The following is a 24,758-nucleotide window of genomic DNA, read 5'->3' as shown; positions in this document are numbered from 1 at the left end:
AGATGTTTACCCTAGATCGTAATGATCCCACGTTTGAGTGCAATCGTCACCGCGTGCGTGCGGTCGTTGGCGGCCAGCTTGGACAGCACGTTTTTCATGTGCGCCTTGACCGTTTCTTCGGAGATCGACAGGTGCTCGGCGATGCGGCGATTGGAGTTGCCGCTGGCGGCGTGGTTCAGCACTTCCATCTCGCGCGGGCTCAGCGGCCCCTGGCCCATGTGCTGCGCCAGCTCCATGGCGATTTCGGGCGGGATGCGGCGCTGGCCGATGTGCACACCGCGCACGGTGTCGAGCAGTTCGCGGCGCAGGGTGCTTTTTAGCAGGAAACCGGCCGCGCCGGCCTGCACCGCGCGCAGGATCTGGGCGTCGCCCTTGTAGGTGGTGAGCATGATCACGCGTGCGTCGCTGTGTTCGCCCCGGATGCGCTGCAAGGCGGTCACGCCATCGAGCTCCGGCATGGCGATATCCATGATCGTGACATCGGGACGCAACTCCTGGTAGCGCTCGATGGCTTCGCGGCCGTTGCTTGCTTCGCCTGCCAAGCGCATGTCGTCCTGGCTGGAAATGGCTTCGCCCAAGCCGGCCCGCAACAGCGGGTGGTCATCGACGACAAGGACGGAAATGGGGCGTGGAGCTTCCATGGTGTAACGAGTGTTGTATTCCAAATTTACTTTTCTAAGGTTTTAGTGTGCGCTGCAACACCAAAGTATGCATCGCACGAAAGAATGGCACAATAGCCAGACGTGCAAATGACCTTTGCACTATCTGCAAACTTTGGAGACCGTCTTGATCGATACCTTGCATTGTCTGCTGGCCGTGGTGGAGCACCGCAGCCTGTCGCGCGCGGCAACGCAGCTGGAAATGTCGGTGTCGTCGGTGTCGCGCAAGCTCGACGCGCTCGAGGCGCAACTGGGCGCGCGGCTGCTGGTACGCGGCGCGCGCCAGGTGGCGCTCACCGACGCCGGCGAACGCTTCCTGCCGCGTGCGCGCAATATGCTGGCCGAACTGGCCGAAGGCATGGCGGCGGTGCAGGAGCTGGACCGCGAGCCGCGCGGCGTGTTGACGGTTACCGCGCCCGCCGGCTTTTCGCGCCTGCACGCGGCGCCGGCCATCGCCAGCTTCCTGGCCTTGTATCCGTCGCTGGAAGTGGAACTGCTGGTGGGTGACAACGTGGTGGATCTGGCTGAACAGCGCGTGGATGTGGCAATTCGCGCCGGCGTGGCGCCCAGTGGCGAACTGGTGGCCACCCGGCTGGCGCCGCAGCACCGCGTGGTGAGCGCCAGCCCGGCCTACCTGGAGTGTCATGGCTGGCCGGCCTCGCCGGCGGAGCTGGTACAGCACCAGTGCCTGACCATGGTGGGCAAATCGCCGCGCGCCTGGTGGCGCTTCGACGGCGTCAATCACAACCAGCCCTTGCCGGTCAAAGCAGCCTTCCGCTGCGACGATACCGATACGCTGCTGCACGCGGCGCTGGCCGGCGCCGGCATCGTCCACCTGGCCAACTGGATGGTATGCGACGCCATCGTCGCAGGTACCCTGGTGCCGGTGTTCCCGATGGCGCCGCTGGCGCGCACTTCGGCTGCGCGCCACGATCCGGCCGAATCGGCGATCCACGCGGTACACATGCCGGGACGCTCCAGCCACGCCAAGGCGCAGCTATTGATCAGTCACTTGAAGGAGTTTTTTGGCGATCCGCCGTATTGGGATGTAGCGATGGAGAAGGCAGGGGCGGCCGAGCGGCGCGCCCCGTAAATTCAGCTAGCGCCCTGGCATAGCCTTCAGAGCATGGCGCAGCGACGAAGGCAGTACGAGTGTACGCCGAGGAGCTGTACCGCAGCTATGGGGCTTATTCCAGAAGCTTTAATTCCAGTCGTCGCCGCCTGCCGGGCCTCCACCTGCATCATCCCAGCCGCCACTGACGCCGAAGTCGGTGCCACCCATGTCGTCGTTCTGGACGATGTTGCTGCGGGTGGGATCTTCGTAAATGATGTCGCTGCGGCCGCCATCTGTCGCAGCGCTGTCGGTGGCGCCGTGGTTGCCGCTCATATTGCGGGCAATCGCCTCGGCTGCCATGAAGCCTGCGCCGACTGCAGCACCGGTGGCGAGGCCGCCCATGATGCGCGAGCCCATGCCCGGACCTTGCTGCGGGTAGCCTGGTTGTGGGTAGCCCTGCTGCGGATAACCCTGCTGCGGGTAGCCGCCACCGGGTGGATAGCCCGGAGGAGGCGGGGTGCCGGGATTGTAGCCTGGGTTGAAGCCGCCGTTACCACCCATGCCGCCACCTTGCTGTTGCTGGCGGTTGCGCATGAAGCGCGTTGCCACGAAGATGAACGCCACCAGCACGCCACCCATCAGCAGCACGCTGCCCCAGGGGATGCCGGCAGAGGCTTGCGGCGCCTCGGCACGGTTGGCGTAGCCGCCGCTTTCACGGCCGGCGCGGTTGGCTGGCGCTTGCTGGTTGTAGTTGGGAGCAGGATTGCCCGCCGCGCCGCTTTCACCCTGGGCGATCAGCGTTTTCAGGTTGGCGACCGAGGTGGCGTTGACCTTGGGCAGGCCGGGCGCCAGTCGTTCGGCGGTGGCCAGCGACCGCTGGGCGGCGGCAAACTTGCCCTGCTTGGCCAGCAGTTCGGCTTCGACGAAGTGCGCCTGCGAGCTGTTCGGATGCTCCTTGAGTACCTGGTCCATCATGGCCTGGGCTTCGGCAAACTTGCCCGCCTCGGCCGCGACGTACACCTCGTGCACGGTGGGCGAGGCGGCAAACACGGGCGCCGACAGTGCCAGCGCGCCGGCCAGCATCAGGCGGGTGGCGACGGATTTTGCATTCATGGTGTTTCTCCTGTGGGAATGATCCCTAAGTGATCCCAGTTTAGGCCATTTTCAAGGGCTGGGTGGTGCGGTGGACCACAGAGCGCGGCCCGCCCACCGAAGCGAGAACGGTCTCGGCAATGGCCTCGGCCGTGGCGGCGGACAAGGTCCAGCCCAGGTGGCCGTGGCCGGTGTTGTAGAACACAAACGGCGCCTTGCCGCGTCCTACGCGCGGCACCAGGTTCGGCATCATCGGCCGCAATCCGGCCCACGGCGTGATGTTGCGGGTGGAAACGCCGGGGAAGCAGCGCTGCACCCAGTCCACCAGCGGGGCGATGCGGTCGGCGCGGATGTCGCGATTAAAACCGTTGAACTCCGCCGTGCCGGCCACGCGGAAGCGGTCCTGGCCCAGGCGGCTGGCCACCAGCTTGGCGGCGTCGTCTTCCAGGCTCACCAGCGGTGCGCAGGCGCGGCTTTCATCGTCGTCCAGGTGCACCGTGATCGAATAGCCCTTGACCGGATAGACGTTGACGCGGTCGCCCACCATGGCGGCCAGCGCGCGGCTGGCGGTGCCCGCGCAGACCACCACGCCGTCGTACACGGCGATGTCCGGCGCGCCGTCCTGCAGCAGCGTGACGCAGGCGCCACGGGCATCGGCCGACAGGCCCACCACCTGCTGCGCGTAGCGTGTGTGCACGCCCAGGCGCTGGGCGGCAAGCGCCAGACCGGCGGTAAATTTATGGATGTCGCCGGAGCTGTCGCTCTCGGTGTAGTGGCCTGCGTAGTAGTCGCCGGCCAGCGCGGGTTCGATGGCGCGCATTTCTTCAGGCGTGACGGTGCGCCGTTGTACGCCGCCCTGCGCCAGCAGCAGCGAGACATCTTCTCCATGTTGGAAGTCGGCGCGGTCGCGGTAGATGTGCAGGATGCCGCGCCGCTCCAGGTCGAAGGCGATGTTCTCTTCTTCGGCCCACTGGAACAGGTGCTGGCGCGCCGCCACCGCCAGTTTGGCAATCGCGATCGTGTTCTCGCGGTAGTCGGGCATGGCCGATAAAAATTCGGCCAGCCAAGAGAGCTTGTGCCAGCTGGGCTTGGGGTTGAGCAGCAGCGGGGCGTCGCTGCGCAGCATCCAGCGCAAACCTTTGCCGACGGTGCTGCGGTGGTTCCACACCTCGGCGTTCGATGCCGAGAGCTGGCCGCCGTTGGCATACGAGGTTTCCATCGCCGGATAGCGGTGGCGCTCGATCAGCGTCACGCGCATGCCACGCCTGGCCAGCGCGTAGGCGGTCGTCACGCCGGTAATGCCGGCGCCGATGACGGCGATGGTCTTCATGGCGCCTCCGGCTTGCCTCAGGTGCGCTGGGCGGCGGCGATGTAGCGGTCGATCACGGTCGGCAGCACCGTGAGCGGCACGCCGCAGCTTTGCACCAGCGCGTCGTTAAAGCCCGGCAGGTCGAACCTGGCGCCCAGCGCGGCGCGCGCGCGTTCGCGCTGACGCACGATCTCGTTGTGGCCCACCTTGTAGCCGCACGCCTGGCCCGGCGACACGCTGTAGCGGTCGATCTCGCTGGTCATGGCCTGCTCGCCACGGCCGGTGTTCTCGACCAGGAAGCGGATTGCCTGTTCGCGGTTCCATTTCATCGCATGGATACCGGTATCGACCACCAGGCGGCAGGCGCGGAACTGCTGCGCCTGCAGGTAGCCGATCTGGCTGAACGGGTCTTTCGCGTACAGGCCCAGTTCATCGACCAGCTGTTCGGCATACAGCGCCCAGCCTTCGATAAAGGCGTTGAAGCCGATCAGCGACGAGATCAGCGGCAGGCGGTCGTGGTGCTCGGCCAGGTAGGCGCCCTGGAAGGCGTGGCCTGGCAAGCCCTCGTGCGCGGTGAGCGTGGTCAGTTCCTGCTTGGGCCACAGCGTGGTCGATTTCAGGTTGACGTAGTAGATCGCCGGGCGGGTGCCGTCGAGCGAGGCGAAGTTCATGTAGCCGAGCGGTGCGCCCGCCTCGATATCGGTAGGTACGCGCTTGATTTCGAGCGGCACCTTGAGGTTCATGCGCGAGATCTTCGGCATCAGGTCGCGGATCGCTTCCACCCGCTCGTTGCAGAAGGCGATCAGTTCCTCGCGGCCCTTGTCGTTGTCGGCATAGAAGCGTTTTGGATCCTTGGTCAGCGCCAGCAGGCGCGCGCCCACCGTGCCCTGGGTGATGCCCTGCGCTTTCAGGATGGTGTCGATACGCGCTTGCAGCGCCAGGTTCTGTTCCATGCCGATCGCGTGGATTTCCTTGGCCGACAGGCGGGTGGAGGTGCCGAGGCGCAGCGCCCATTCGTAATAGGCTTCGCCGTCCGGCAGGCGGTGCACGCCGGCGACATCGGTGGCCTTGGCGGTGGCGGCGGCAAACGCTTTGATCTGGCGGTCGAGCGCCGGATACACCTGGCGTTCCACCAGTTTGGTCGCGCGCGCGGCCCAGTCGCCGTCGATGCCGAGCTTCTGGGTACGATCGACCAGCGACTGCACCAGCTTTTGCTGGCCCACCGGAGTGGCGCGGAATTCCTTCAACTGGGCCAGCGCGGTGCGGGCGATGAAGTCGGGCGGCATGATGCCACGGCCGGCCTGGTTGGTTATCCGCGTGTTTTCCTGCTCGAGCATACGCGCCAGGCCGCTCAGGCGCTCGAGGTAGGCGTTGGCGTCGGCCGCGTTGGCGATCTGGTGCTGCGAGTGCAGGAACTCCGGCACCCGGATGATGGCGCCATCCTGCTGCGTGACCGGGAACGGCGAGGCATAGCCATTGAAACCGCTCGACGCGCCGCCGTAGGAAAAGCGCAGGCCCTCGATGCCCTCGTTGGCGGCGTAGCGCACGGTGTCGTAGCGCAGCTGGGCGTCTGGCCCCAGCTTGACGCGGTCCACCCCATCGAGCCGCTTGAGCATCGACTTGACCTGGCTGGCCCAGGCGGCGTCGCCGGAGCGGCTGATGTTTTCCAGCTTCGACTTGAGGTCGGCGCGCGCGCCCTTGTCGAGTCCCAGCGAGGTGGCGGTGGTGGGCGACAGGCGCAGGATTTCATCGGCAAAGGTGTCGAGCAGCTTGGCGAACGCGGCGTCGCCCGGCGCAGCAGGCGCGACATTCCCCGCTTGTCCCTGTGCCAGTGCAAAACCCGGCAAGACCGAGACAGCGGTGGCGGAGAGGGCGGATAACAACAGGTCGCGGCGGGAGAAATTCTGGGGCTGGTGGCTCATGACATCCTTTTTTTCTTTGTTAGAAGTATTTTTCGTAACTTGAGGGTAATGCAACAGTTGCGAAAAAACAGCGCGACGATGACCATAGCGCGCCGTGCTGATCGATGTCAATGGGAATTGCGTGCGGGTTAAGGTGGGATTAATGTTGAAATAGCGATGTTACGCTTGCCACGGTGGCGTCACTATCGGCCCAATCTCCAAAAGGAAATTATGTTGTTTCAGCATGTTGAATTATGGGATGTCAGTGTCTGGGTTTTTGTGAATATATTGATTCCAGTACTAGGGCCTCTGGGCATCCTGTGGGTTCTCATGAAAATCCCTGCGTCCGCGTCCTTCGTCGGCAGCCTTGCTACGTATAAATCTATCGGTAAGGGCGAATTGCTCTGGGCGGCGCTTGCGATGGCGGCCGCTACTATTTACGAACTTCAGTCCCTCGAATCCCTGCTGCCACCCAGAAGCCTGGAGAGCCGGGCAACCAATGCGGTCACTTGGCTACACGTACTTCTGATGTTTCCCGCGGTATTAGTCGTTGGCGTCGGCTCTGCTGGTACGCCGTCGACGGCGATGGTGATTCCAGAAATTCCGGATCCGCTAGTATTTAAGATCTCGGTATGGTCGTTGGTATTTGTGGCGTGCACCTATACCGCAACACACGCACTCCTTAACGAACAAGAGGCCAAGCGCGTAGTAATGCAGCAACGTTCGGTGGAGGAGGCTACGAACCACAAAAATGCTATACTCAATCAGATAAGCGATTGCTTGACAAGAGCGCCGGATGCTCGCATTAATTGCATTGAGAGAATCAAATGACCACCTACGTGAAAGCAAATGCAGAAGAGAAAGCACGTGTTTTACGCGCTATCGCCGCAGTGATGGGTTTTTTGGGCCTGGCTGCAGCAACTGCGCTTGGCTATCTGTCATGGGCCGTTTTTTGACCATCGGGAATCCCATTTCAAGCGTGTTTGTTCGACTATTCGCCACCGTGCTGTTCAATCCGCGTCTTTTACAGCGCGAATCTCGAAATCAGCCTGCGATTCGGCATACGTCATTTTCCGAATCTTGTAAGTGAACTTGCCGGCACCGAGTATTTTCTCTCCGTAAAAACAGTATTCGGCGCTGTGGATTTTTTCGTCCGGCGTCGCTGCTTCCAGCCCGGCGTAGCGATAGGCGCGTGCGTGGGGCAGGTACCCGCTGAACGCCCCGGCAGCCAGATCGCCATAGTCGATACCATTTACCCGCACGCCAAGCAGTGTGACGCCGGTGTCGTTGTGGAGTCTGATGTTCGATGGGGGCCTGAATGCTTCCAGCGCGCACAACATATAGACCACCGACAGGGTCAAGCCCAGTCCTGCGGCCAGGATGGAAAAGCGCAACCAGGGTCTGTCAGGGATGCTGTCCATCGTTACGGTCCTGTTCCAGGAAGTTTGTACTATGCCATAGTGTACGGTGTGGTTGCTCCAAGAACAAGCATCTCACTGCGGCGGCTGCACCGGATCCTCTTCTCCAAACCGCAACCCCCACTGCGCAATCAACTCCTGCAGCACATCGGTTTCCTGGCGCGGCAAGGCCAGCGCCACGTGCAGGTCGGGACGCAGCAGGTAGGCGGCGTCTTCGAGCAGGCCGGCTTGCTCGGCTGCGGCGCTCCACGGCCAGGCGCGCAGCGGCAGGTGCAGGGCGGCGGCCAGCGCCGCCAGTTGCGGGTCGATTGCGCCGTACACGTGCAATTGCCAGTCCAGCGTTTGCAGCGGCGCGAAATTGTCGTGACCATCAGCGCCGTCCGGGCCCGGCACCCACGGCAGCCGGTCGCCGCCGATGATCTCGCCGGCGCGTCCGCCCGACAGCGCGCTGTCGTGGTAATGGATGCGCACCTGCGAGATGGTGCGGAACAGCGCCCGCCGCGCGGCGTCGAAACCGGCCAGCGCCGGCAGCACGTGCGGCACCAGCCAGTTACGCAGCAGCCGGCCACCCGCGCCTTGCGCCACGATCAGCTGGAACGCACGGTCGGTGGTGGACACCAGCTTGCGGGCAAAGGCGCTGCGTTCGGGTTCGTAGGTGTCGAGCAGCGCTGCATCGGCGTCGCCGCGCAGCACCTGCGCCAGTTTCCAGGCCAGGTTGACGGCGTCCCCGATGCCGGTATTCATGCCCTGGCCGCCGGCCGGGCTGTGCACGTGGGCGGCGTCGCCGGCCAGGAAAACCCGGTCCACGCGGAAGCGGGCGGCCACGCGGTGGTGCACGCGGTAGGTGGAAAACCAGTTCACCTGGTCGATGGCGATGCCGAGCAGCGCTTCGAGCCGGGGCCGCAGGTCGTCGAAGATCACGTTGTCGCTGCCACTTTCAGGCACGATGCCGATCAGCCGCTGCATGCCGGCCGTGCGCACCGGCAGCATCAGCGCGAAGCTGTTGGCGTCCAGGTGGACCATGATGTCGCGGTTGGCGCAGGCGGTATGGACGTCGGCCACGTAATACAGGTGGTCGTAGGTGCCACCGTCGAAGGCAAGGCCCAGCGCGTGGCGCGTGCGGCTGTGCACCCCGTCGCAGCCGCACAGGTAGGCCGCGCTGGTGTTGATGCGTTGCGCGCCCTGCAGCAGCACGGCGCGCACGCCCCATTCGTCCTGCTCCAGGTGTTCCAGCGCCGTGTTCCATTCCACTTCCACGCCGGCCGCGCGCAGTTGATCGACCAGCAGCCGTTCGTGCTCGTCCTGCGGGAACGACAGTACGAACGGGTAGGGGCTCAGGTCCGCGCCGATATCGCCCAGTGGCAGTTCGGCGGCGTCTTCGCCGTCCTCGCGCAGATGCACCGCGTGGATGGGTATGCCCAGGTCCACCACCTGCTGCGCAAAGCCGAGCTGGCGGTAGAACTCCAGCGTGCGCGCATGGACCACCATGGCGCGCGAAGCCTGCCCCGGGCCGCAGGCCTGGTCGAAGATGCGCACGGCCACGCCGCGCCGCGCCAGGCAAAGGGCGAGCGCCAGCCCGGTGGGGCCGGCGCCGGCAACGAGTACTTGTGGTTGGGGTGGTTGTGGTTGCATCGGCACAGTGTAGCGCCGCATGCTGCGCCGGTGCGCGCGATTGGGCCACTTCGCGTGCCCGGGCGCTGGTATGATGGTGATGCATATTGCATAACCAATTTTCACCTGGGCGAATTTTCGATGACCTGTTTTACGACCCGCCGCAGCTTGCTGCTGGCGCTGGCCGCCGCGCCCATGGCCGGCATGGCGGAAATCCTGGACAAGCCGCCGGCAGCCACCGTGCTGTCGCCGGCCGCGCAACTGGCGCGCCTGGAAGCCGATACCAGGGGGCGCCTCGGCGTGGCGGCGATTAACACCGCCGACGGCCGCATCCTGTCGCATCGCGGCGACGAGCGCTTCCCGCTGTGCAGCAGCTTCAAGGCCATGCTGGCGGCAGCGATTTTGCAGCACGAGCCGTCGCTGCTCGACAAGCGCATCCGATACACAGCGGCCGACCTGGTGAGCCACTCGCCGGTCACCGAGCAAAACCTGGCCGACGGCATGACAGTGGGCGAATTGTGCGCGGCCACCATCCAGTACAGCGACAACGCCGCCGCCAACCTGCTGATGAAGCAGATCAAGGGCCCGGCCGGCGTGACGGCCTATGCGCGCGCCATCGGCGACAAGGCATTCCGGCTCGACCGCTGGGAGACCGAATTGAACACCGCGATTCCGGGCGATCCGCGCGACACCACCACGCCGCTGGCGATGATGAAGTCCCTGCAAAGCTTTACGCTGGGCCCCGCGCTCACGGTGGACAAGCGCAAGCTGATGACCGAATGGCTGATCGGTAATACCACCGGCGACACGCGCATCCGCGCCGGCGTGCCCTACGACTGGCAGGTGGGAGACAAGACCGGCACCGGGTCGTATGGCAGCACCATCGATATCGGCGTGGTGTGGCCCACGGGTAAGGCGCCGGTGGTAATCGCGCTTTATTTCACGCAGCCGGGCAAGGACGACAAGGCCAACTCGGAGATCCTGGCATCCGCTGCGCGCGTGGTGGTGGAGGCGTTCAAGCTGGCATGAGCGACGTGGCGCCGTCCACGTACACCAGAGTTCCCACCAGGCCTTCGGGCAAATCGAGCGTCACGGTGGCTCCCGACGACTGGCTGTGCGCCGGCCACTCGTCGAGCCCCACGCCCAGCCACTTCAGGTGTGCTTCGCGCGCGGTCCAGGCCCGCGCGAATACGGCCGCGCGTTCGTCGCGGGGTGTGGCAGCGATGCGCGCCGTGGCCTCCGGTCCCAGGTAATCGCGCGCCACGGCCTCCCAGCCCGCCACTTCTTCCGACAGCATCAGGTCCACCCCCACCGGGCCGTTGAAGCACACGGCCGCCAGCGACATGCCGCCATCGTGTGCGAACGAGCAGTGCAGGCGCTGGCCGTCGGGCATGACCGCCATCGGCGCGGCGCCCGGCGAGGCTTCGATTTCGATCTCGCGCGGCGGCACGTCGAACAACGCGCCCAGCGCTTCGGCCAGGGCCTGGCGCAGCTGCAGGCGCGCTTCTTCGCGCTGCTCGCCGGTGGCAAGGCCCATCACGAATACGCCGTCGTCGATGGTGGGCGCGGCGCCAGGCCAGGTGTGGACAGTGAGTTTTTGCATGCTATTCATGTTCTTATGCCTTTGCTGGCGCGGCGGGGCAGCCGGCCCAGTTGCCGTTGGCGGGAATATGCTCGCCCTTCATCACCAGCGTGAGGGCGCCCAGGCGCGCATTGCGCCCGACTACTGCGCTGTATAGTACCGCGCTGCGCGGTCCCAGGTATACCCGTTCGCCGATATCGACCCGGTCGATCTTCATCACCCGGTCTTCGAACAAATGGGTTTGCGGGCAGGTGAGGGCATTGAGCTCGCTGTGGTCACCAATGCGCACGCAGTCGAATTCGGTGATGTCGGTGGTGTCCATGTAAACGCCCTTGCCGATTTTTGCGCCCATCAGGTTGAAGGCGAGCGGCAGCCACGGCGTGCCGCGCAGGTAGCGCATGAAGTTGGGCACGGCGATGCCTTCGTACAGGTTGGTCACACCCTCCGACAGCCATACGAACGGCGTCCACATCGGCTCCGACTGTTTGCGGTAGCGGCCGATCAGCAGCCACTTGAGCAGCACCACGAACACGTAATTGCCTACGCCGTACACCAGGCCGGCCAGGGTCAGGTCCCAGATCACTTCTGCCCAGCGGCCGGCGCCGGCCGCTGGCATCACTTCCAGCACCACCGTGTAGCCCACCGCGATCACCAGCGCATGCGGCGCGACGATGCGGAACGCCTCGATCAAACCGCGCCCCAGGCGGCGCATGGGCGACGGGTGGAACGTGAGCGACTCGGGATAACCGCTGGTCTGCTCGCGTGCTGGCAGGTTCAATGGCGGGGAGCCGAGCCAGGTGTCGCCGGTGTTCATGCGGGCGTTGCCCGGTGCGCACGAGTGCACGCCGATCAGCACCTGCTCGGGCAGCACGGTGCCGTCCGGGATGTAGGCGCCGTTGCCGACGAAACTGCGGTTCGAGATCACGGTGGGCTGCATGGTCATCCAGCCGCCGTCGATTTCCTCGTCGCCCAGCATGACGGCGTCGGCGATGAAGGTTTCGTCGCCGAGGGTCAGCATGTCTGGCACCACGCCCAGCGCGGTGGAGATTTCCGCATCCTTGCCCACCTTGGCGCCGAGCAGCCGGTACCAGTACGGGGCAAAAACGGTGGCGTAGATGCCGTGCAGGACGTTCAGGCTCGATTCCTGGATCTGGCTCACCAGCCACTTGGCGCAGTATGTATTGCTGTGCACCGCGAAGCGGCCCGGTTTCAGGCGCGGCAGCACGGTCCAGCGGATGCCGGCCGACAGCAGCGCGGTGAGCACGATCAGCACCGCGCTGGCAGGGAAGGCCAATACAAAATAGCGCAGCAGGCGGATGCCCATGCCTTCGCCCTGTAACCACGGCATCCAGCCCGCCTCGTCGAACCAGTCGATCAGCACAAAACTCGGGAACACCGGCATGAAGAACAAGGTGACGATCAGCAGGATGCCGAACACGAAGAACACGCCCTCCGCCACGCTGCGCGCGGCCGATACCACGGGGCGCGGCGGCAGGCGCGCGGGATCGAACGCGCCCACGTCGCCGGCCGGCGAACCGGCCCAGATGCGGCCGGCCGGCACGTGCGCACCGTCGCCCAGCGCCGACTGGCCTTCCAGGTGGCCTTGCGCCTCGATGCGGGTATTGCCTTCCATGACCGCAAACGAGCTGACGCAGGCGTCGCGCTCCAGGGTGATGCGGCCGAGTTTGAGCACGCCGCGTTCTACCCGTGCGTTCTCGAAATTGACGGCGTTGCCGATGCTGGCAAAGTCGCCCACGCTCAGCAGGTCCGGCGCCCGCAAGGTCATCGAGCCGATAATGACATCCTTGCCGATCTTGGCACCCAGCGCCCGCAGCCACCAGTTATTCAGCGACGAACCGGCCAGCAGGTACACCGGCGCGGCTTCCACCAGCCGGTCGGCCAGCCACCAGCGGTAGTAGGCCAGGCTCCAGAGCGGATATTCGCCCGCCTGCAGGCGCCCGGCGATCAGCCATTTGCCGGCAATTGCAATGGCAAACTCCAGCACCGTGGCGATCAAAAAGACACCGACCGACGCGGCGATCGCGCGCGGCACCGAGTCGCCGGGGTCGCCGGTAAAGAAGTGGTACGTGAAGAACGGCGCCAGCCACTGCGCCATGCGCAGGGCAACCAGCACCGGCATGGCGGCTGCCTGCGCCAGCCCGCAGGTCCAGCGCTTGATGTTCGATGGCGGCGTCCATTCGACTTCGGCCCTGGCCGCGCCGGCGTCATTGGCGCCGTCGGCCAGGGCCTGGGCGATCTTGCCCACCTGGCGCTGCTGGTAGATGTCGCGCACCGTCATGTGGGCGAAGCGCGGATCGGCGCGCAGGGTTGAGGCCAGGCGCGCGGCAAAGAACGAGTGGCCGCCCAGGTCGGAGAAAAAGTCGGCCTGGCGCAGGATGGCCTGGCCGGGGAACAGCGTGGCCAGCGCCGCGAACAGTGCCGCTTCGGCCGGCGTTTCGGGCAGATCCGATTCCGCGACGCTGCCGGCTGGCGGCGCCGATAACGGCATGGCTTTTAATGCCTTGCGGTCGATCTTGCCCGAGGTGAGTCGCGGCATGGCCCTCTGCATCTCATAACGGCCCGGCACCATGTACGGCGGCAGGCTGGCAGCGAGCGCGGTGCGCAATGCCTTGGGTTCGAGCGTGACGCCGGTTTCCGGCACCAGGTAGGCCACCAGTTGGTCGATGCCGTCGTCCTTGCGCAACAGGACCGCCACCGTACCCACGCCCGGCTGCTGCGCCAGCAGCGCCTCGATCTCGCCCAGCTCCACGCGAAAACCACGGATTTTCACCTGGTCGTCGGCGCGGCCCAGGCACGTCACTTCACCGTCGGGGCCGATGCGCGCCAGGTCGCCGGTGCGGTACAGGCGGCTGTCATGGCCGCCGCTGGCCCAGGGATTGGCCAGGAATTTTTCCGCAGTCAGGTCGGGGCGGCCCAGGTAGCCGGCGGCCAGGCCCGGTCCGGTGATGCACAGTTCTCCGACTTCGCCGATCGGCAGCAGCCGCAAGTTGCCGGCTTCGACGTTGGCGTCCACCACCAGCAGGCCATAGTTCGGCAGCGGCGTGCCGATGGTGACCGGGTGGCCGGGGCGCAGGCGCGCCAGGCTGGCGGAAACGGTGGCTTCGGTGGGACCGTAGGTGTTGAACAGCTGCCGGCCCGGGCGCGACCAGCGCTCGACCAGCGCTTCCGGGCACGCCTCGCCGCCCAGGTTAATCAGGCGCAGCGACGGCACTTCCTGGTTGAATAACGCCAGCAGGGTGGGTACTGCGTGCAGCACGGTCACCTGGTTTTCATCGAGCATGCGCGGCAAGGTTTCGGGGTCGCCGCTGATCTCCTTGGGGCCGATCCACAGCGTGGCGCCGGCCAGGTAAGAAATCCAGATCTCCTCGAACGACATGTCGAAGGCCACCGAGAAGCCCTGGTACACCTTGTCGGCTGCCGTCACCTGCAGCACCGCGTTTTCGCTGCGCAGGAAATGGCAGATGCTGCGCTGGGTGATCAGGATGCCTTTCGGCTTGCCGGTGGAACCGGACGTGTAAATCACGTAGGCTGGCACGTCGGGCGAAACCGGGCCGCGCGTGGCCAGCACTTCGCTGTCCGTGGGCGCGGCCAGCAGGGTTTCGATGGTCCAGGCCGGGCGTGCGATGTGTTCGAGGCGCGGCGCCAGCGCGGCGCTGGTGACCACGCCGGCGCCGTCGGCGTCATCGAGGCATACCTGCAGGCGTTCGACCGGCGTGTCTTCGTCCACCGGCAGCCAGGCTGCGCCGGCCTTGGCGATGCCGGCTTGCGCCACCAGCAGAGTGATCCCGCGCGGCAGCCACAAGCCGACGATCTGGCCCGGGCGCACGCCGGCGGCCAGCAGGCGCGCCGCCACCAGGGCGGCTTGCGCATCGAGTTCGCGGTAGGTGAGGATGACATCACCGAAAACCAGGGCCGGGTGATCGGGGGCGCGGACGGCGCTTGCTTCCAGCAAGTCGGCCAGGATTTCCTCGCGCAGCAGCGCGGCGTCGGGTTGGCCGAACAGGATGTCGGGATGCGTGTTCGTAAGGCCCTGCGGTGCTGGCTCGGTCATGCTGGAAAAGTGTGAAAAAGAGGTGCCCATTGTACGTTACGCGCACCGGCTTTTTTGCTTACCTCTCCTAGCGGTAAGGAGAATTATGCAACTTCCGCTGGCAGCCCTTACAATGGAATCCAGAGCTATCTTTTAAGGAGTCGTATGTCACCGAACCGTCCTTTCATCGCCCCCGTGCAATTCGACGATCCTGAAGCCGCTTTCGACCAGGTGCTGGCCATTTACGACGCCAACGTCGCCCACCTGCGCGACGCCATGAAGCGCTTCGTGGCCGGCGAAGACGTGGGTGAGCATGTGCGCGCCTGCTACCCGTTCGTGCGGGTCCATACCGACACCGTGGCCCGCGCCGACTCGCGCCTGGCCTTCGGCTTCGTCGCCGGCCCCGGCACCTACGAAACCACCGTCACCCGGCCCGACCTGTTCAAGCGCTATTACATCCAGCAGTTCAAGCTGCTGCTGAAAAACCACGGCCACCGCCAGCAGGTGCGCATCGAGGTGGGTACCAGCGCCCAGCCGATCCCGATCCACTTTTCGTTCGCCGAACACGAACATATCGAAGGCAGCCTGACCACCGACCGCCGCATGCTGATGCGCGACGTGTTCGACCTGCCCAACCTGGCGGCCATGGACGACGGCATCGCCAACGGCACCCACGAACCGGCGATGGGCGAGGCCCAGCCGCTGGCGCTGTTTACCGCGCCGCGTGTGGACTATTCGCTGCAACGCCTGCGCCACTACACGGGCACGTCGTGCGAGCACTTCCAGAAGTTCGTCCTGTTTACCAATTACCAGTTCTATATCGACGAATTCATCAAGCTCGGTCACGAGTTGATGAGCCAACCGGTGGGGGAGGGCGACAACGAGTACATCGCCTTTGTCGAACCGGGCAACCTGGTCACGCGCCGCGTGGGCCAGCCGGCGGCGCCGGGCGACGCCTACGGCACCCAGCCGCCACGGCTGCCGCAAATGCCGGGCTATCACCTGATCCGCGCCGACGGTTCCGGCATCTCGATGGTCAATATCGGCGTCGGTCCCGCCAATGCCAAGACTATCACCGACCATATCGCCGTGCTGCGCCCGCACTGCTGGCTGATGCTGGGCCACTGCGCAGGCCTGCGCAACACCCAGGAACTGGGCGACTACGTGCTGGCCCACGGCTACGTGCGCGAAGACCACGTGCTCGACGAAGACCTGCCGCTGTGGGTGCCGATCCCGCCGCTGGCCGAGGTGCAGGTGGCGATCGAAGCCGCCGTGGCCGAGGTGACGCAACTAACGGGCCACGACCTCAAACGCGTGATGCGTACCGGGACCGTTGCCAGCACCGACAACCGCAACTGGGAACTGCTGCCGCAACGCACGCCGGAACGACGCTTCAGCCAGAGCCGCGCCATCGCGCTTGACATGGAAAGCGCGACGATTGCCGCCAACGGTTTCCGCTTCCGGGTCCCGTACGGCACGTTGTTGTGCGTGAGCGACAAGCCGATGCACGGTGAAATCAAGCTGCCGGGCATGGCCAACCAGTTCTACCGCGACCGCGTGGACCAGCACCTGCGCATCGGCATGAAGGCGCTCGAGATGCTGCGCAATCTCGGCGTAGATAAGCTTCATAGTCGCAAGTTACGCAGTTTTACGGAAGTTGCGTTCCAGTAAAGATTGTAATACCGTGCCATCAAACCCGCCATGTGCGGGTTTTTTTACGCTCCGGATGCCATGTTGATACCATTTTCGGTATCGAAAACGCCAAAAAATTGATTGGTTTGTTTTCCCGCTCACAAATAAGATCATTTCAACAGCCGATACAGGCTGGGGTAGAGCCACATAACAAAGAGCACTGGAGACACATGAACACCACGATCAACGGGACGGCATCGTCCCGCGCGCAGCATCGCCTCGTCCTCAAATCGAGCGTCGCAGTCCTGGCAGCCGCCGGCCTGCTGTCTGCTTTCCCTGTATTGGCGCAAGAGGTTCCGGCTCCAGCACCTGCACCGGCAGCTGAAACGCCTGTTGCCGATCCTAATGTTTCGGTTGTTACTGTCACCGGCATGCGCCGCGCGGTCGAATCGGCGCAAAAGATCAAGCAGGATGCCGACAATGTGATGGATTCTATTGTCGCCGACGACATCGGCAAATTCCCGGACACGAACGTGGCCCAAACCCTGGCCCGTGTGACCGGCATCCAGGTGCGCCGCGACGCCGGGGAGGCCAACTCGGTACTGATCCGAGGCCTGCCCTTTATTGCCACGCTGCTCAACGGTCGCGAGATGTTCACCACCGCCGGCCGTTACATTCAGCTGGCCGAAATCCCGTCCGCCATGCTGCAGCGCGTGGACGTCTATAAATCGCAGAGCGCCGATCTGATAGAGGGCGGTATCGCCGGCGTGATCGACGTGCGCACCAACCGTCCTTTTGACTTCAAGGAATTTACCGCGAGCGCCCAGGTGGGCGGCAGGAACAAGGACAAGGCCGACGCCACCGACCCCGAGTTGTCGGGCATGATCTCGAACCGCTGGAAAACCGGCGCCGGCGAACTGGGCGCCTTGTTCGGCGTATCGTCGGTGAAGGATCGCTTTACCGAGGAGCGCGTGTTTCAGACCTTCCCGATCAATAAAAGCTTTGCCGCGCCTAACCTGACCGGACCGGACCTGGTGGGGCTGCAGAACATCTACGGCCAGCGCAAGCGCGAGGCCGCCAATTACGCGTTGCAGTGGAAGCCGAGCCAGGACCTGGAAATCTACGCCGAAGGTCTGTACGCTACCCATAAAAAAACCGACCAGACGGACTTCTTCGTCGGCCTGCCTTGGGCCACCACCGCCGATCAGATCAAGGTCACGAAGATTCCTGGCACCGACCAGACCGAGACCATCAACTCGACCAATTCGTTTACCATCCTGTCCACCCAGGCTCGCCAGTCGAAGACAACGACGTCGCAGCACGCGGTAGGCGCCAGGTGGCGGGCTGCACCGGGCCTGCGCCTGAGCACCGAGCTGGCCGTCACCGACAGCAAGTACGACTGGGTCAATCCGATTCTCGATACCAGCACTTCTGCCGATGCGGCCTATATCAAGACCAATGCCGGCAAGAGCCCCTACGCGCAGTACACCGGGGCAGGCCTGACCGATCCGACCAAGATCGTGCTGTCGCAGTTCTTTGACCGCTACGGGTACGACACCGGCAAGTCCACCGACTGGCGCGCGGACGGCACCTGGACCCCGGAAAGCGACGGCTTCCTCAAGGACGTGAGCTTCGGTGTGCGCGCCAATGACCGCGAAGCCAGCTCCATCAAGTCCAACGAAAGCAGCGTCCAGTCACGACCGGGCATTACCATGGCCAGCGTGCCGGGACTGTCTTGCACGACGCCGGGCATGTCGGAAAACTATGGTACGGGCGGCTGGGCCACGCCGTGCGCCAGTTACCTGCTAAACAACACCGCTTCGGTGCGGCAGCTGACCACCGGCGAGTCGGCCGCCAAGGAAATCGATCCAGCGTCGCGCTTCAAGAACACCGAGAAGAACTACGCCGCATACGTGAAAACCCGCGTAGGCTTCGACCTGGGTCAGTACCCGGTAGAAGGTGTGATTGGCGTGCGGGTGTCGAAAGCCGATACGACCACCCAGGCCACCAACGTGACTATCGTTGACGTCGTCAATCCTGACGGCACCATCAAACCAGTCACGACCTACACCCCGACCACCAGCAAGTCGTCGGGCACCGAAGTACTGCCGAGCATGAACTTCAAGCTGGCGATTCGCAGCGACCTGCTGGCCCGCTTTGCGTACAACAAGACGCTGAACCGCCCGGAATTTGCGCAGCTCAATCCAGCCACCGCGTACATCAAGCCGAATGGCACCACCAACGTGGCCAGTGCCTCAGGCGGCAATCCTGACCTGAAGCCGTTCTCCGCGCAGAACTTCGAAGGCACCCTAGAGTGGTATTTCGCATCGACCGGCTCCGTCAGCGGTACCGTGTTCCGCCATAACTTCGACGGCTACATCGTCAATCGCGTGATATCGGAAAACTTCGAGGGAGTACCGTACAACGTCACCCGCCCGGCCAACTCCGAAAAAGGCCACCTGCAAGGTGTGGAACTGGCATACCAGCAGTTCTACGATGGCTTGCCGGGCTGGCTGAGTGGCTTTGGCCTGCAAGCGAACGTCACGTACACCGAAGGCGGCATCACGTCGGGGAACACGCCGCTGTTATTGAACAAGCCATTCCAAGGACTGTCGCGCCTGTCGTACAACATCGTGGGCCTGTATGAGAAGGATGCCTGGTCGGCGCGCCTGGCGTACAACTGGCGCTCGAAGTTCGTCGACCTGTATGCCGATACGCCCGACCGGGCCAACCTGGCAGGCAAGGACCTGATCGTGGCGCCGACATCGTCGCTCGACGGTTCCCTCAGCTACAAGCTCAACAAGCACGTCACGTTCAACCTGACCGGCACCAACCTGCTCAACTTCAAATACCGCGACTACTGGGATAACGAGAACGACTTCCCGCGCGATACCCGCCGCTACGACCGCACGGTGGGGCTGTCGATGAACTTGAAGTACTAAGTCATTCCGTAGTATCCCAAGCCATCCCGCCGCGTGCGGGATGACTGCATTGATAAGAGGTAGCTAGCAGATGTCGAATAAAAAATTATCGCTGTTGGAAAAAGTGGGCTTTGGCGCCGGCGACATGGCGCTCAACGTGGTGATCTCGTCGATGATGTTGATCATCACGTTCTTCTACACCGACATCTACGGCCTCAAGACCTCCGACCTGGCGCTGCTGTTCTTCGTCGTCAAGGTGGTGGGCGCCATCGGCGACCTGGTGGTCGGCCAGCTCACCGACCGCTACACCAGCCTGCGCATGGGCCGCTATCGTCCGTGGCTGCTGGCGCTGGCCGTTCCCTACGGGATCAGCGTGTTCTTCGTGTTTACCACGCCGGACTGGGAATACAGCGCCAAGCTGGTCTGGGCATACTCCACCTACATCATCATGACGCTGATGACGTCGGGCGTGGGCGTGGCCTACATCTCGCTGCCCAGCAGCCTGACCGACGACCCGCAAGACCGCCTGTCGGCCAACGGCTACCGCCTGTTCTTCGCCAAGATCGGCGCCTTCATGGTGACGGTGGTGGTGCCGGTGCTGTCCGAGCGCTGGGGCGGCGGCAATCCCGCCGTGGGCTACCAGGCCGCCATGGCGGTGATGGCGATCGTCGGCATCGCATTGTTCCTGTTCTGCGTGTTCACCACCACCGAGCGCGTGCGCCATGTGGTGCAGCGCCAGTCGCTGTCGGACCAGTTGAAACTGCTGCTCAAGAACGACCAGTGGCTGATCCTGTGCGGCGTGTGCGTGGTGGGCACCATCGGCTACGTGGTGCGCGCATCCGCCGCCATCTACTACGCCAAGTACTACCTGGGCGGGAACACCGCCACCGTCTCGACCTTTTTGTCGATCGGCGTGGTGGCGGCGATCCTGTCGATGATCGCGTCCACCTGGATCACCAAGTTCTATTGCAAGGTCAAGCTGTTCCGCTGGTCGCAAATCGCCGTCGGCGTGATCAGCGCGCTGATCTACTTCGTGGTCAAGCCGGGCGATGTGATGCTGGCGTTCGTGCTGTACGTCCTGCTGTCGTTCGTGGTGGACCTGCACGCGCCGGTGTTCTGGTCGGCGATTGCCGAGACCATCGACTACGGCCAGGTCAAAACCGGCAAGCGCGTCTCGGGCTTTGCCTACGGCGGCATTTCGGTATGCCAGAAAGCCGGCATGGGCATCGCCGGCGTGCTGGTGGGCTGGTTGCTGACGTACTTCCAGTACGCGCCCAACCACGAACAGACCGCGTTCGCGCTGCACGGCATCGTGCTGATGGTCACGCTGATTCCCGGCTTCTTCCACACCGTGATGGGACTGATGATGTTCCGCTACCGCGTGACCGACGAGTACTATGCGCAGGTGAAGAAACAGATGGCTGTGCAAGCCCCGGCCTGATTGAATAACTTAGTGAACAACTTAGAGTGGAAACCGAAGCAATGCAAAACCCCGACATCCTGCAACCGCTGATCGAACAGCGCGCCGACCCGTTCATCATCCGCCACACTGACGGCTACTATTACTTCACCGCCTCGGTGCCGCAGTACGACCGCATCGAACTGCGTCGTGCGAAATCCATCGCCGGCCTGGTGGACGCCGAAAAGGTCGATGTCTGGCACAAACCGGACACCGGCGCTTACAGCGAACTGATTTGGGCGCCCGAGATCCACTTCAACGACGGCGCCTGGTATGTGTACTTTGCCGCCGCGCCGAGCCGCGAGATCAAGCACAAGCTGTTCCAGCACCGCATGTACGCGATCCGTAATACCAACGCCAATCCACTGGAAGGCGAGTGGGAGTTCATGGGCCAGATCGACACCGGCATCGATACCTTCTGCCTGGACGCCACCACCTTCACCCACAAGGGCCAGCTGTACTACCTGTGGGCGCAAAAGGACGTGGCCATCGAGGGCAATTCCAACCTGTACATCGCGCCGATGAAAACGCCGTGGCAGCTGGGCGGCCCGCCGGTCATGCTGAGCAAACCGGAATTCGACTGGGAGATCCGTGGCTTCTGGGTCAACGAAGGCCCGTCGGTCCTGAAAAAGAACGGCAAGATCTTCATCAGCTACTCGGCCAGCGCCACCGACGAAAACTACGCGATGGGCATCCTGTGGGCGGACGAAAACGCCGACGTGCTCGATCCTGCCGCATGGACCAAGAGCCCGCAGCCGGTGCTGCAGACGTGCTTCGAGCACGGCGTGTACGGCCCAGGCCACAACAGCTTTACTATCGGCGACGATGGCGAAACCGTCATGCTGGTTTATCATGCACGCACGTACACCGAGATCATCGGCGACCCGCTGTGGAACCCGGACCGTCATACCTATGTGAAACCACTGAAGTGGGATGAACAGGGCATGCCGGTATTCGGCAAACCATCGATCGCTTGATGACCGTGAGCTGATGAGCCGTCATTCCCGCGCACGCGGGAATCCATAGAACATGCGCGCGGCCGGGCAGGTGATCAACCTCTCCGGCCGCAGTACCATCGAGAGACCTCCACATGCAACCATCGATTACCGAATCGCCGTTCGGCCAACTGCCCGACGGCCGCGCCGTCACCCAATATTCCCTCACCAACGCCAACGGCATGATCGTCAAGATCCTCGACCTGGGCGGGATCATCACCGAAATCCACGTGCCCGACCGCGACGGCAATGTGACCGATGTGGTGTGCAGCTTCGACGACGTGGCCGCCTACCTGGGCGAGTCGCATTACTTCGGCGCGCTGATCGGCCGTTACGGCAACCGCATCGCCAACGCCAGCTTTACGCTCGACGGCACGCAGTACCAGCTCGACGTGAACAACGGCGCCAACCACCTGCACGGCGGCGTCGATGGCTTTCATCGCCGCCTGTGGACCGCCGAAACCTTCAACACTCCCAAGTCGGCCGGCCTGATACTCACGTACCTGAGCGCCGACGGCGAGCAGGGCTACCCCGGCAACCTGGAAACCACGGTGATCTACGAACTGCGCGCCGATAACGAGTTGCGCATCGCCTTCCACGCCATCACCGACCGGGCTACACCGGTCAATCTCACCAACCACGCCTACTTCAACCTGGCCGGCGCCGGCGACATCCTCGGCCACGAATTGACCATACACGCCGACCGCTACACGCCGATCGACGGCGTGCAGATCCCGCTGGGCGACCTGCCGCCGGTGGCCGGTACGCCGTTCGATTTTCAGACGCCGCACGCCATCGGCGCGCGCATCGACGCCGACGACGAGCAAATTCGCAACGGTTTTGGCTACGACCATAACTTCGTCCTCGCCAAAAAGACGGAGGGCGCCCTGGAGTTGGCCGCGCGCGTGCGCGAGCCGGCATCGGGCCGGGTGCTGGAGGTATGGACCCAGGAGCCGGGCGTGCAGTTCTACAGTGGTAACTTCCTCGGCGATTCGGTAAAAGGAAAAGGGCGCATCTACGGCCATCGTAGCGCCTTCTGTCTGGAACCCCAGCACTTCCCCGATTCGCCCAACCGGCCCGCGTATCCATCGACGATTTTGCGCCCGGGCGAGGAGTACACGACCGTCATGGCCTACAAGTTCACGACCGAATAAGCGCCAGGGACCGATATCCATTTCGGTATCGAAGTCGTTTAACAATTTATTGGAAAGTTATCTCAGTACATTTTAGACTGCTTTCATCGCTGTGCTGGCGTGGTTTGGCCGGGCCGGCGCACAAGAATAACTGAGGAGATTTGCATGTCCGAGAACGACAACAAGAAGGTAAAGCTGCGCTCCGCCGAATGGTTCGGCTCCAATGACAAGAACGGTTTCATGTACCGCAGCTGGATGAAAAACCAGGGCATTCCCGATCATGAATTCCAGGGTAAACCGATCATCGGCATCTGCAACACCTGGTCCGAACTGACCCCATGTAATGCCCATTTCCGCAAGCTGGCCGAACACGTCAAGCGCGGCATCCTGGAAGCGGGCGGCTTCCCGGTCGAATTCCCGGTCTTCTCGAACGGCGAATCGAACCTGCGTCCGACCGCCATGCTGACCCGTAACCTGGCATCGATGGACGTGGAAGAATCGATCCGTGGCAATCCGATGGACGGCGTGGTCCTGCTGGTAGGCTGCGACAAGACCACTCCGGCGCTGCTGATGGGCGCCGCGTCGGTCGATATCCCGACCATCGTCGTCACCGGCGGTCCTATGTTGAACGGTAAACTGAACGGCAAGAACATCGGTTCCGGCACCGCCGTCTGGCAGCTGCACGAGCAGGTCAAGGGCGGTGAAATCAGCATGCACGAATTCCTGGCCGCCGAAGCCGGCCACTCGCGTTCCGCTGGTACCTGCAACACCATGGGCACCGCATCGACCATGGCCTGCATGGCCGAGTCGCTGGGCACCTCGCTGCCGCACAACGCCGCCATTCCGGCCGTCGATGCGCGCCGCTACGTGCTGGCGCACATGTCGGGTATCCGCATCGTGGAAATGGTTCGCGAAGACCTCAAACTGTCGAAGATCCTGACCAAGGAAAACTTCGAAAACGCGATTCGCGTAAACGCCGCCATCGGTGGCTCCACCAACGCCGTGATCCACCTGAAAGCCATCGCCGGCCGTATCGGTGTCGATCTGGAACTGGAAGACTGGACCCGCGTGGGCCGTGGCATGCCGACCATTGTCGACCTGCTGCCATCGGGCCGCTTCCTGATGGAAGAGTTCTATTACGCCGGTGGTTTGCCGGGCGTGATCCGCCGCATGGGCGAAGGTAACTTGCTGCCCAACCCGAACGCGCTTACCGTCAACGGCAAGACCATCTGGGAAAACTGCGTGGATGCGCCGATCTACGATGACGAAGTAATCCGTCCGCTGGAGAAGCCGCTGCTGAAAGACGGCGGCATCTGCATCCTGCGCGGCAATCTGGCGCCACGCGGCGCGGTGCTGAAACCATCGGCTGCCACCCCGGCGCTGATGCAGCATCGCGGCCAGGCCGTGGTGTTCGAAGACTTCGAGCACTACAAGTCGCGCATCCTCGATCCGGACCTGGAAGTCGATGCGAACTCGATCCTGGTCATGAAAAACTGCGGCCCGAAAGGTTATCCCGGCATGGCCGAAGTAGGCAATATGGGCCTGCCGCCGAAGCTGCTGGCAGCAGGCGTGAAAGACATGGTCCGCATCTCGGATGCCCGCATGAGCGGCACCGCCTACGGCACCGTGGTACTGCACGTGGCGCCCGAAGCGATGGCCGGCGGCCCGCTGGGCATCGTCAAGGATGGCGACTGGATCACGCTGGACTGCGCCGGCGGTGAACTGAACCTGGAAATCTCGGATGCCGAGATGGCCGAGCGCCAGGCAGTACGCGTGACCGGCAGCGCGCCGGGACCGAAAACCGGTTACCAGCAGCTGTACATCGAACACGTGCTGCAGGCCGACGAGGGCTGCGACTTCGACTTCCTGGTCGGGAACCGTGGTTCGGCTGTGCCGCGTCACTCGCACTGATTCGCCTTCATCCAGGCAGCAATCCCTACC

The 24,758-nt window shown here is 63.8% G+C and carries 18 protein-coding genes; 10 read left to right on the top strand and 8 right to left on the bottom strand.

Annotation, left to right across the window (positions count from 1 at the left end):
* Positions 1 to 11 precede the first annotated feature (11 nt).
* Positions 12 to 641, bottom strand: coding sequence for a response regulator transcription factor (locus F8197_RS13925; RefSeq protein ID WP_056144488.1), 630 nt, complete (start codon positions 639 to 641; stop codon positions 12 to 14).
* Between the two features lie 145 nt (positions 642 to 786).
* Between F8197_RS13925 and F8197_RS13920 the strand changes: the two genes are divergently transcribed.
* Positions 787 to 1,752, top strand: coding sequence for a LysR family transcriptional regulator (locus F8197_RS13920; RefSeq protein WP_227012240.1), 966 nt, complete (start codon positions 787 to 789; stop codon positions 1,750 to 1,752).
* Positions 1,753 to 1,860: 108 nt separating this feature from the next.
* Here F8197_RS13920 and F8197_RS13915 read toward each other — a convergent pair whose 3' ends face one another.
* Genes F8197_RS13915 through F8197_RS13905 form a run of 3 tightly spaced genes read right to left on the bottom strand, consistent with a single transcriptional unit; the run spans position 1,861 to position 6,036 of the window.
* Entirely contained in the window at positions 1,861 to 2,826 is a 966-nt protein-coding gene (locus F8197_RS13915) for a M48 family metallopeptidase (protein WP_152882350.1), read from the bottom strand.
* A 40-nt stretch (positions 2,827 to 2,866) separates the two neighbouring features.
* Positions 2,867 to 4,135 carry a D-amino acid dehydrogenase gene (locus tag F8197_RS13910; protein ID WP_152882349.1) on the bottom strand — a complete coding sequence of 423 codons (1,269 nt, stop codon included), beginning with the start codon at positions 4,133 to 4,135 and terminating at the stop codon, positions 2,867 to 2,869.
* Between the two features lie 17 nt (positions 4,136 to 4,152).
* Positions 4,153 to 6,036 (bottom strand): DUF885 family protein, encoded by a 1,884-nt coding sequence (locus F8197_RS13905; RefSeq protein WP_152882348.1) that lies wholly within the window; start codon positions 6,034 to 6,036, stop codon positions 4,153 to 4,155.
* Positions 6,037 to 6,246: 210 nt separating this feature from the next.
* Between F8197_RS13905 and F8197_RS13900 the strand changes: the two genes are divergently transcribed.
* Complete coding sequence (locus tag F8197_RS13900) at positions 6,247 to 6,846, top strand: hypothetical protein (protein ID WP_152882347.1); 600 nt, start codon at positions 6,247 to 6,249, stop codon at positions 6,844 to 6,846.
* The gene (locus tag F8197_RS29165) at positions 6,843 to 6,971 is read left to right on the top strand and encodes a hypothetical protein (RefSeq protein ID WP_255472956.1); all 129 of its coding nucleotides are present in this window, start codon (positions 6,843 to 6,845) and stop codon (positions 6,969 to 6,971) included. The genes F8197_RS13900 and F8197_RS29165 overlap by 4 nt, the downstream gene beginning before the upstream one ends.
* Before the next feature lie 54 nt (positions 6,972 to 7,025).
* Here F8197_RS29165 and F8197_RS13895 read toward each other — a convergent pair whose 3' ends face one another.
* Both F8197_RS13895 and F8197_RS13890 read right to left on the bottom strand, forming a co-directional pair.
* Positions 7,026 to 7,436 carry a hypothetical protein gene (locus F8197_RS13895; RefSeq protein WP_152882346.1) on the bottom strand — a complete coding sequence of 137 codons (411 nt, stop codon included), beginning with the start codon at positions 7,434 to 7,436 and terminating at the stop codon, positions 7,026 to 7,028.
* 72 nt (positions 7,437 to 7,508) lie between these two features.
* Positions 7,509 to 9,065 carry an FAD-dependent monooxygenase gene (locus F8197_RS13890; RefSeq protein ID WP_152882345.1) on the bottom strand — a complete coding sequence of 519 codons (1,557 nt, stop codon included), beginning with the start codon at positions 9,063 to 9,065 and terminating at the stop codon, positions 7,509 to 7,511.
* 120 nt (positions 9,066 to 9,185) lie between these two features.
* Here F8197_RS13890 and bla point away from each other — a divergent pair, with 120 nt between their 5' ends.
* Entirely contained in the window at positions 9,186 to 10,073 is an 888-nt protein-coding gene (gene bla, locus F8197_RS13885) for a class A beta-lactamase (RefSeq protein ID WP_152882344.1), read from the top strand.
* Here the strand turns inward: bla and F8197_RS13880 are convergent.
* Positions 10,060 to 10,647 carry a 4'-phosphopantetheinyl transferase superfamily protein gene (locus tag F8197_RS13880; RefSeq protein WP_152882343.1) on the bottom strand — a complete coding sequence of 196 codons (588 nt, stop codon included), beginning with the start codon at positions 10,645 to 10,647 and terminating at the stop codon, positions 10,060 to 10,062. The two genes, bla and F8197_RS13880, sit on opposite strands and share 14 nt — an antisense overlap.
* A gap of 13 nt (positions 10,648 to 10,660) precedes the next feature.
* Positions 10,661 to 14,698: a Pls/PosA family non-ribosomal peptide synthetase gene (locus tag F8197_RS13875; protein ID WP_152882342.1), complete on the bottom strand. Its 4,038-nt coding sequence runs from the start codon at positions 14,696 to 14,698 to the stop codon at positions 10,661 to 10,663.
* Positions 14,699 to 14,842: 144 nt separating this feature from the next.
* On the opposite strand from F8197_RS13875, the gene F8197_RS13870 reads away from it, so the two are divergent.
* The 6 genes from F8197_RS13870 to F8197_RS13845 all read left to right on the top strand — a co-directional run bounded on the left by F8197_RS13870 (position 14,843) and on the right by F8197_RS13845 (position 24,728).
* Positions 14,843 to 16,348, top strand: coding sequence for an AMP nucleosidase (locus F8197_RS13870; RefSeq protein ID WP_056144505.1), 1,506 nt, complete (start codon positions 14,843 to 14,845; stop codon positions 16,346 to 16,348).
* A gap of 191 nt (positions 16,349 to 16,539) precedes the next feature.
* On the top strand, positions 16,540 to 19,251 hold the full coding sequence (locus tag F8197_RS13865; RefSeq protein ID WP_152882341.1) for a TonB-dependent receptor: 2,712 nt from the start codon (positions 16,540 to 16,542) through the stop codon (positions 19,249 to 19,251).
* A 70-nt stretch (positions 19,252 to 19,321) separates the two neighbouring features.
* A complete protein-coding gene (locus tag F8197_RS13860; protein WP_152882340.1) occupies positions 19,322 to 20,671 on the top strand; it encodes an MFS transporter in 1,350 nt (449 codons plus the stop codon).
* Between the two features lie 41 nt (positions 20,672 to 20,712).
* On the top strand, positions 20,713 to 21,666 hold the full coding sequence (locus tag F8197_RS13855) for a family 43 glycosylhydrolase (RefSeq protein ID WP_152882339.1): 954 nt from the start codon (positions 20,713 to 20,715) through the stop codon (positions 21,664 to 21,666).
* 113 nt (positions 21,667 to 21,779) lie between these two features.
* Positions 21,780 to 22,838 (top strand): aldose epimerase family protein, encoded by a 1,059-nt coding sequence (locus F8197_RS13850; RefSeq protein ID WP_152882338.1) that lies wholly within the window; start codon positions 21,780 to 21,782, stop codon positions 22,836 to 22,838.
* Between the two features lie 144 nt (positions 22,839 to 22,982).
* Positions 22,983 to 24,728: an IlvD/Edd family dehydratase gene (locus F8197_RS13845; protein ID WP_152882337.1), complete on the top strand. Its 1,746-nt coding sequence runs from the start codon at positions 22,983 to 22,985 to the stop codon at positions 24,726 to 24,728.
* Positions 24,729 to 24,758 lie beyond the last annotated feature (30 nt).

Origin of the sequence: Duganella sp. FT27W, from assembly GCF_009295655.1 — a bacterium.
Classification (GTDB): Bacteria; Pseudomonadota; Gammaproteobacteria; order Burkholderiales; family Burkholderiaceae_D; genus Rugamonas; species Rugamonas zoogloeoides.
The sequence above is the reverse complement of the archived record's forward strand: the minus strand, read 5'-3'. Positions and strand labels throughout refer to the sequence as shown.

What these genes read in the sequence shown, in the direction of transcription:
- F8197_RS13925 (WP_056144488.1), bottom strand. Translation starts at nt 641, where the DNA reads ATGGAAGCTCCACGCCCCATTTCCGTCCTTGTCGTCGATGACCACCCG.
- F8197_RS13915 (WP_152882350.1), bottom strand. Translation starts at nt 2,826, where the DNA reads ATGAATGCAAAATCCGTCGCCACCCGCCTGATGCTGGCCGGCGCGCTG.
- F8197_RS13910 (WP_152882349.1), bottom strand. Translation starts at nt 4,135, where the DNA reads ATGAAGACCATCGCCGTCATCGGCGCCGGCATTACCGGCGTGACGACC.
- F8197_RS13905 (WP_152882348.1), bottom strand. Translation starts at nt 6,036, where the DNA reads ATGAGCCACCAGCCCCAGAATTTCTCCCGCCGCGACCTGTTGTTATCC.
- F8197_RS13900 (WP_152882347.1), top strand. Translation starts at nt 6,247, where the DNA reads ATGTTGTTTCAGCATGTTGAATTATGGGATGTCAGTGTCTGGGTTTTT.
- F8197_RS29165 (WP_255472956.1), top strand. Translation starts at nt 6,843, where the DNA reads ATGACCACCTACGTGAAAGCAAATGCAGAAGAGAAAGCACGTGTTTTA.
- F8197_RS13895 (WP_152882346.1), bottom strand. Translation starts at nt 7,436, where the DNA reads ATGGACAGCATCCCTGACAGACCCTGGTTGCGCTTTTCCATCCTGGCC.
- F8197_RS13890 (WP_152882345.1), bottom strand. Translation starts at nt 9,065, where the DNA reads ATGCAACCACAACCACCCCAACCACAAGTACTCGTTGCCGGCGCCGGC.
- bla (WP_152882344.1), top strand. Translation starts at nt 9,186, where the DNA reads ATGACCTGTTTTACGACCCGCCGCAGCTTGCTGCTGGCGCTGGCCGCC.
- F8197_RS13880 (WP_152882343.1), bottom strand. Translation starts at nt 10,647, where the DNA reads ATGCAAAAACTCACTGTCCACACCTGGCCTGGCGCCGCGCCCACCATC.
- F8197_RS13875 (WP_152882342.1), bottom strand. Translation starts at nt 14,698, where the DNA reads ATGACCGAGCCAGCACCGCAGGGCCTTACGAACACGCATCCCGACATC.
- F8197_RS13870 (WP_056144505.1), top strand. Translation starts at nt 14,843, where the DNA reads ATGTCACCGAACCGTCCTTTCATCGCCCCCGTGCAATTCGACGATCCT.
- F8197_RS13865 (WP_152882341.1), top strand. Translation starts at nt 16,540, where the DNA reads ATGAACACCACGATCAACGGGACGGCATCGTCCCGCGCGCAGCATCGC.
- F8197_RS13860 (WP_152882340.1), top strand. Translation starts at nt 19,322, where the DNA reads ATGTCGAATAAAAAATTATCGCTGTTGGAAAAAGTGGGCTTTGGCGCC.
- F8197_RS13855 (WP_152882339.1), top strand. Translation starts at nt 20,713, where the DNA reads ATGCAAAACCCCGACATCCTGCAACCGCTGATCGAACAGCGCGCCGAC.
- F8197_RS13850 (WP_152882338.1), top strand. Translation starts at nt 21,780, where the DNA reads ATGCAACCATCGATTACCGAATCGCCGTTCGGCCAACTGCCCGACGGC.
- F8197_RS13845 (WP_152882337.1), top strand. Translation starts at nt 22,983, where the DNA reads ATGTCCGAGAACGACAACAAGAAGGTAAAGCTGCGCTCCGCCGAATGG.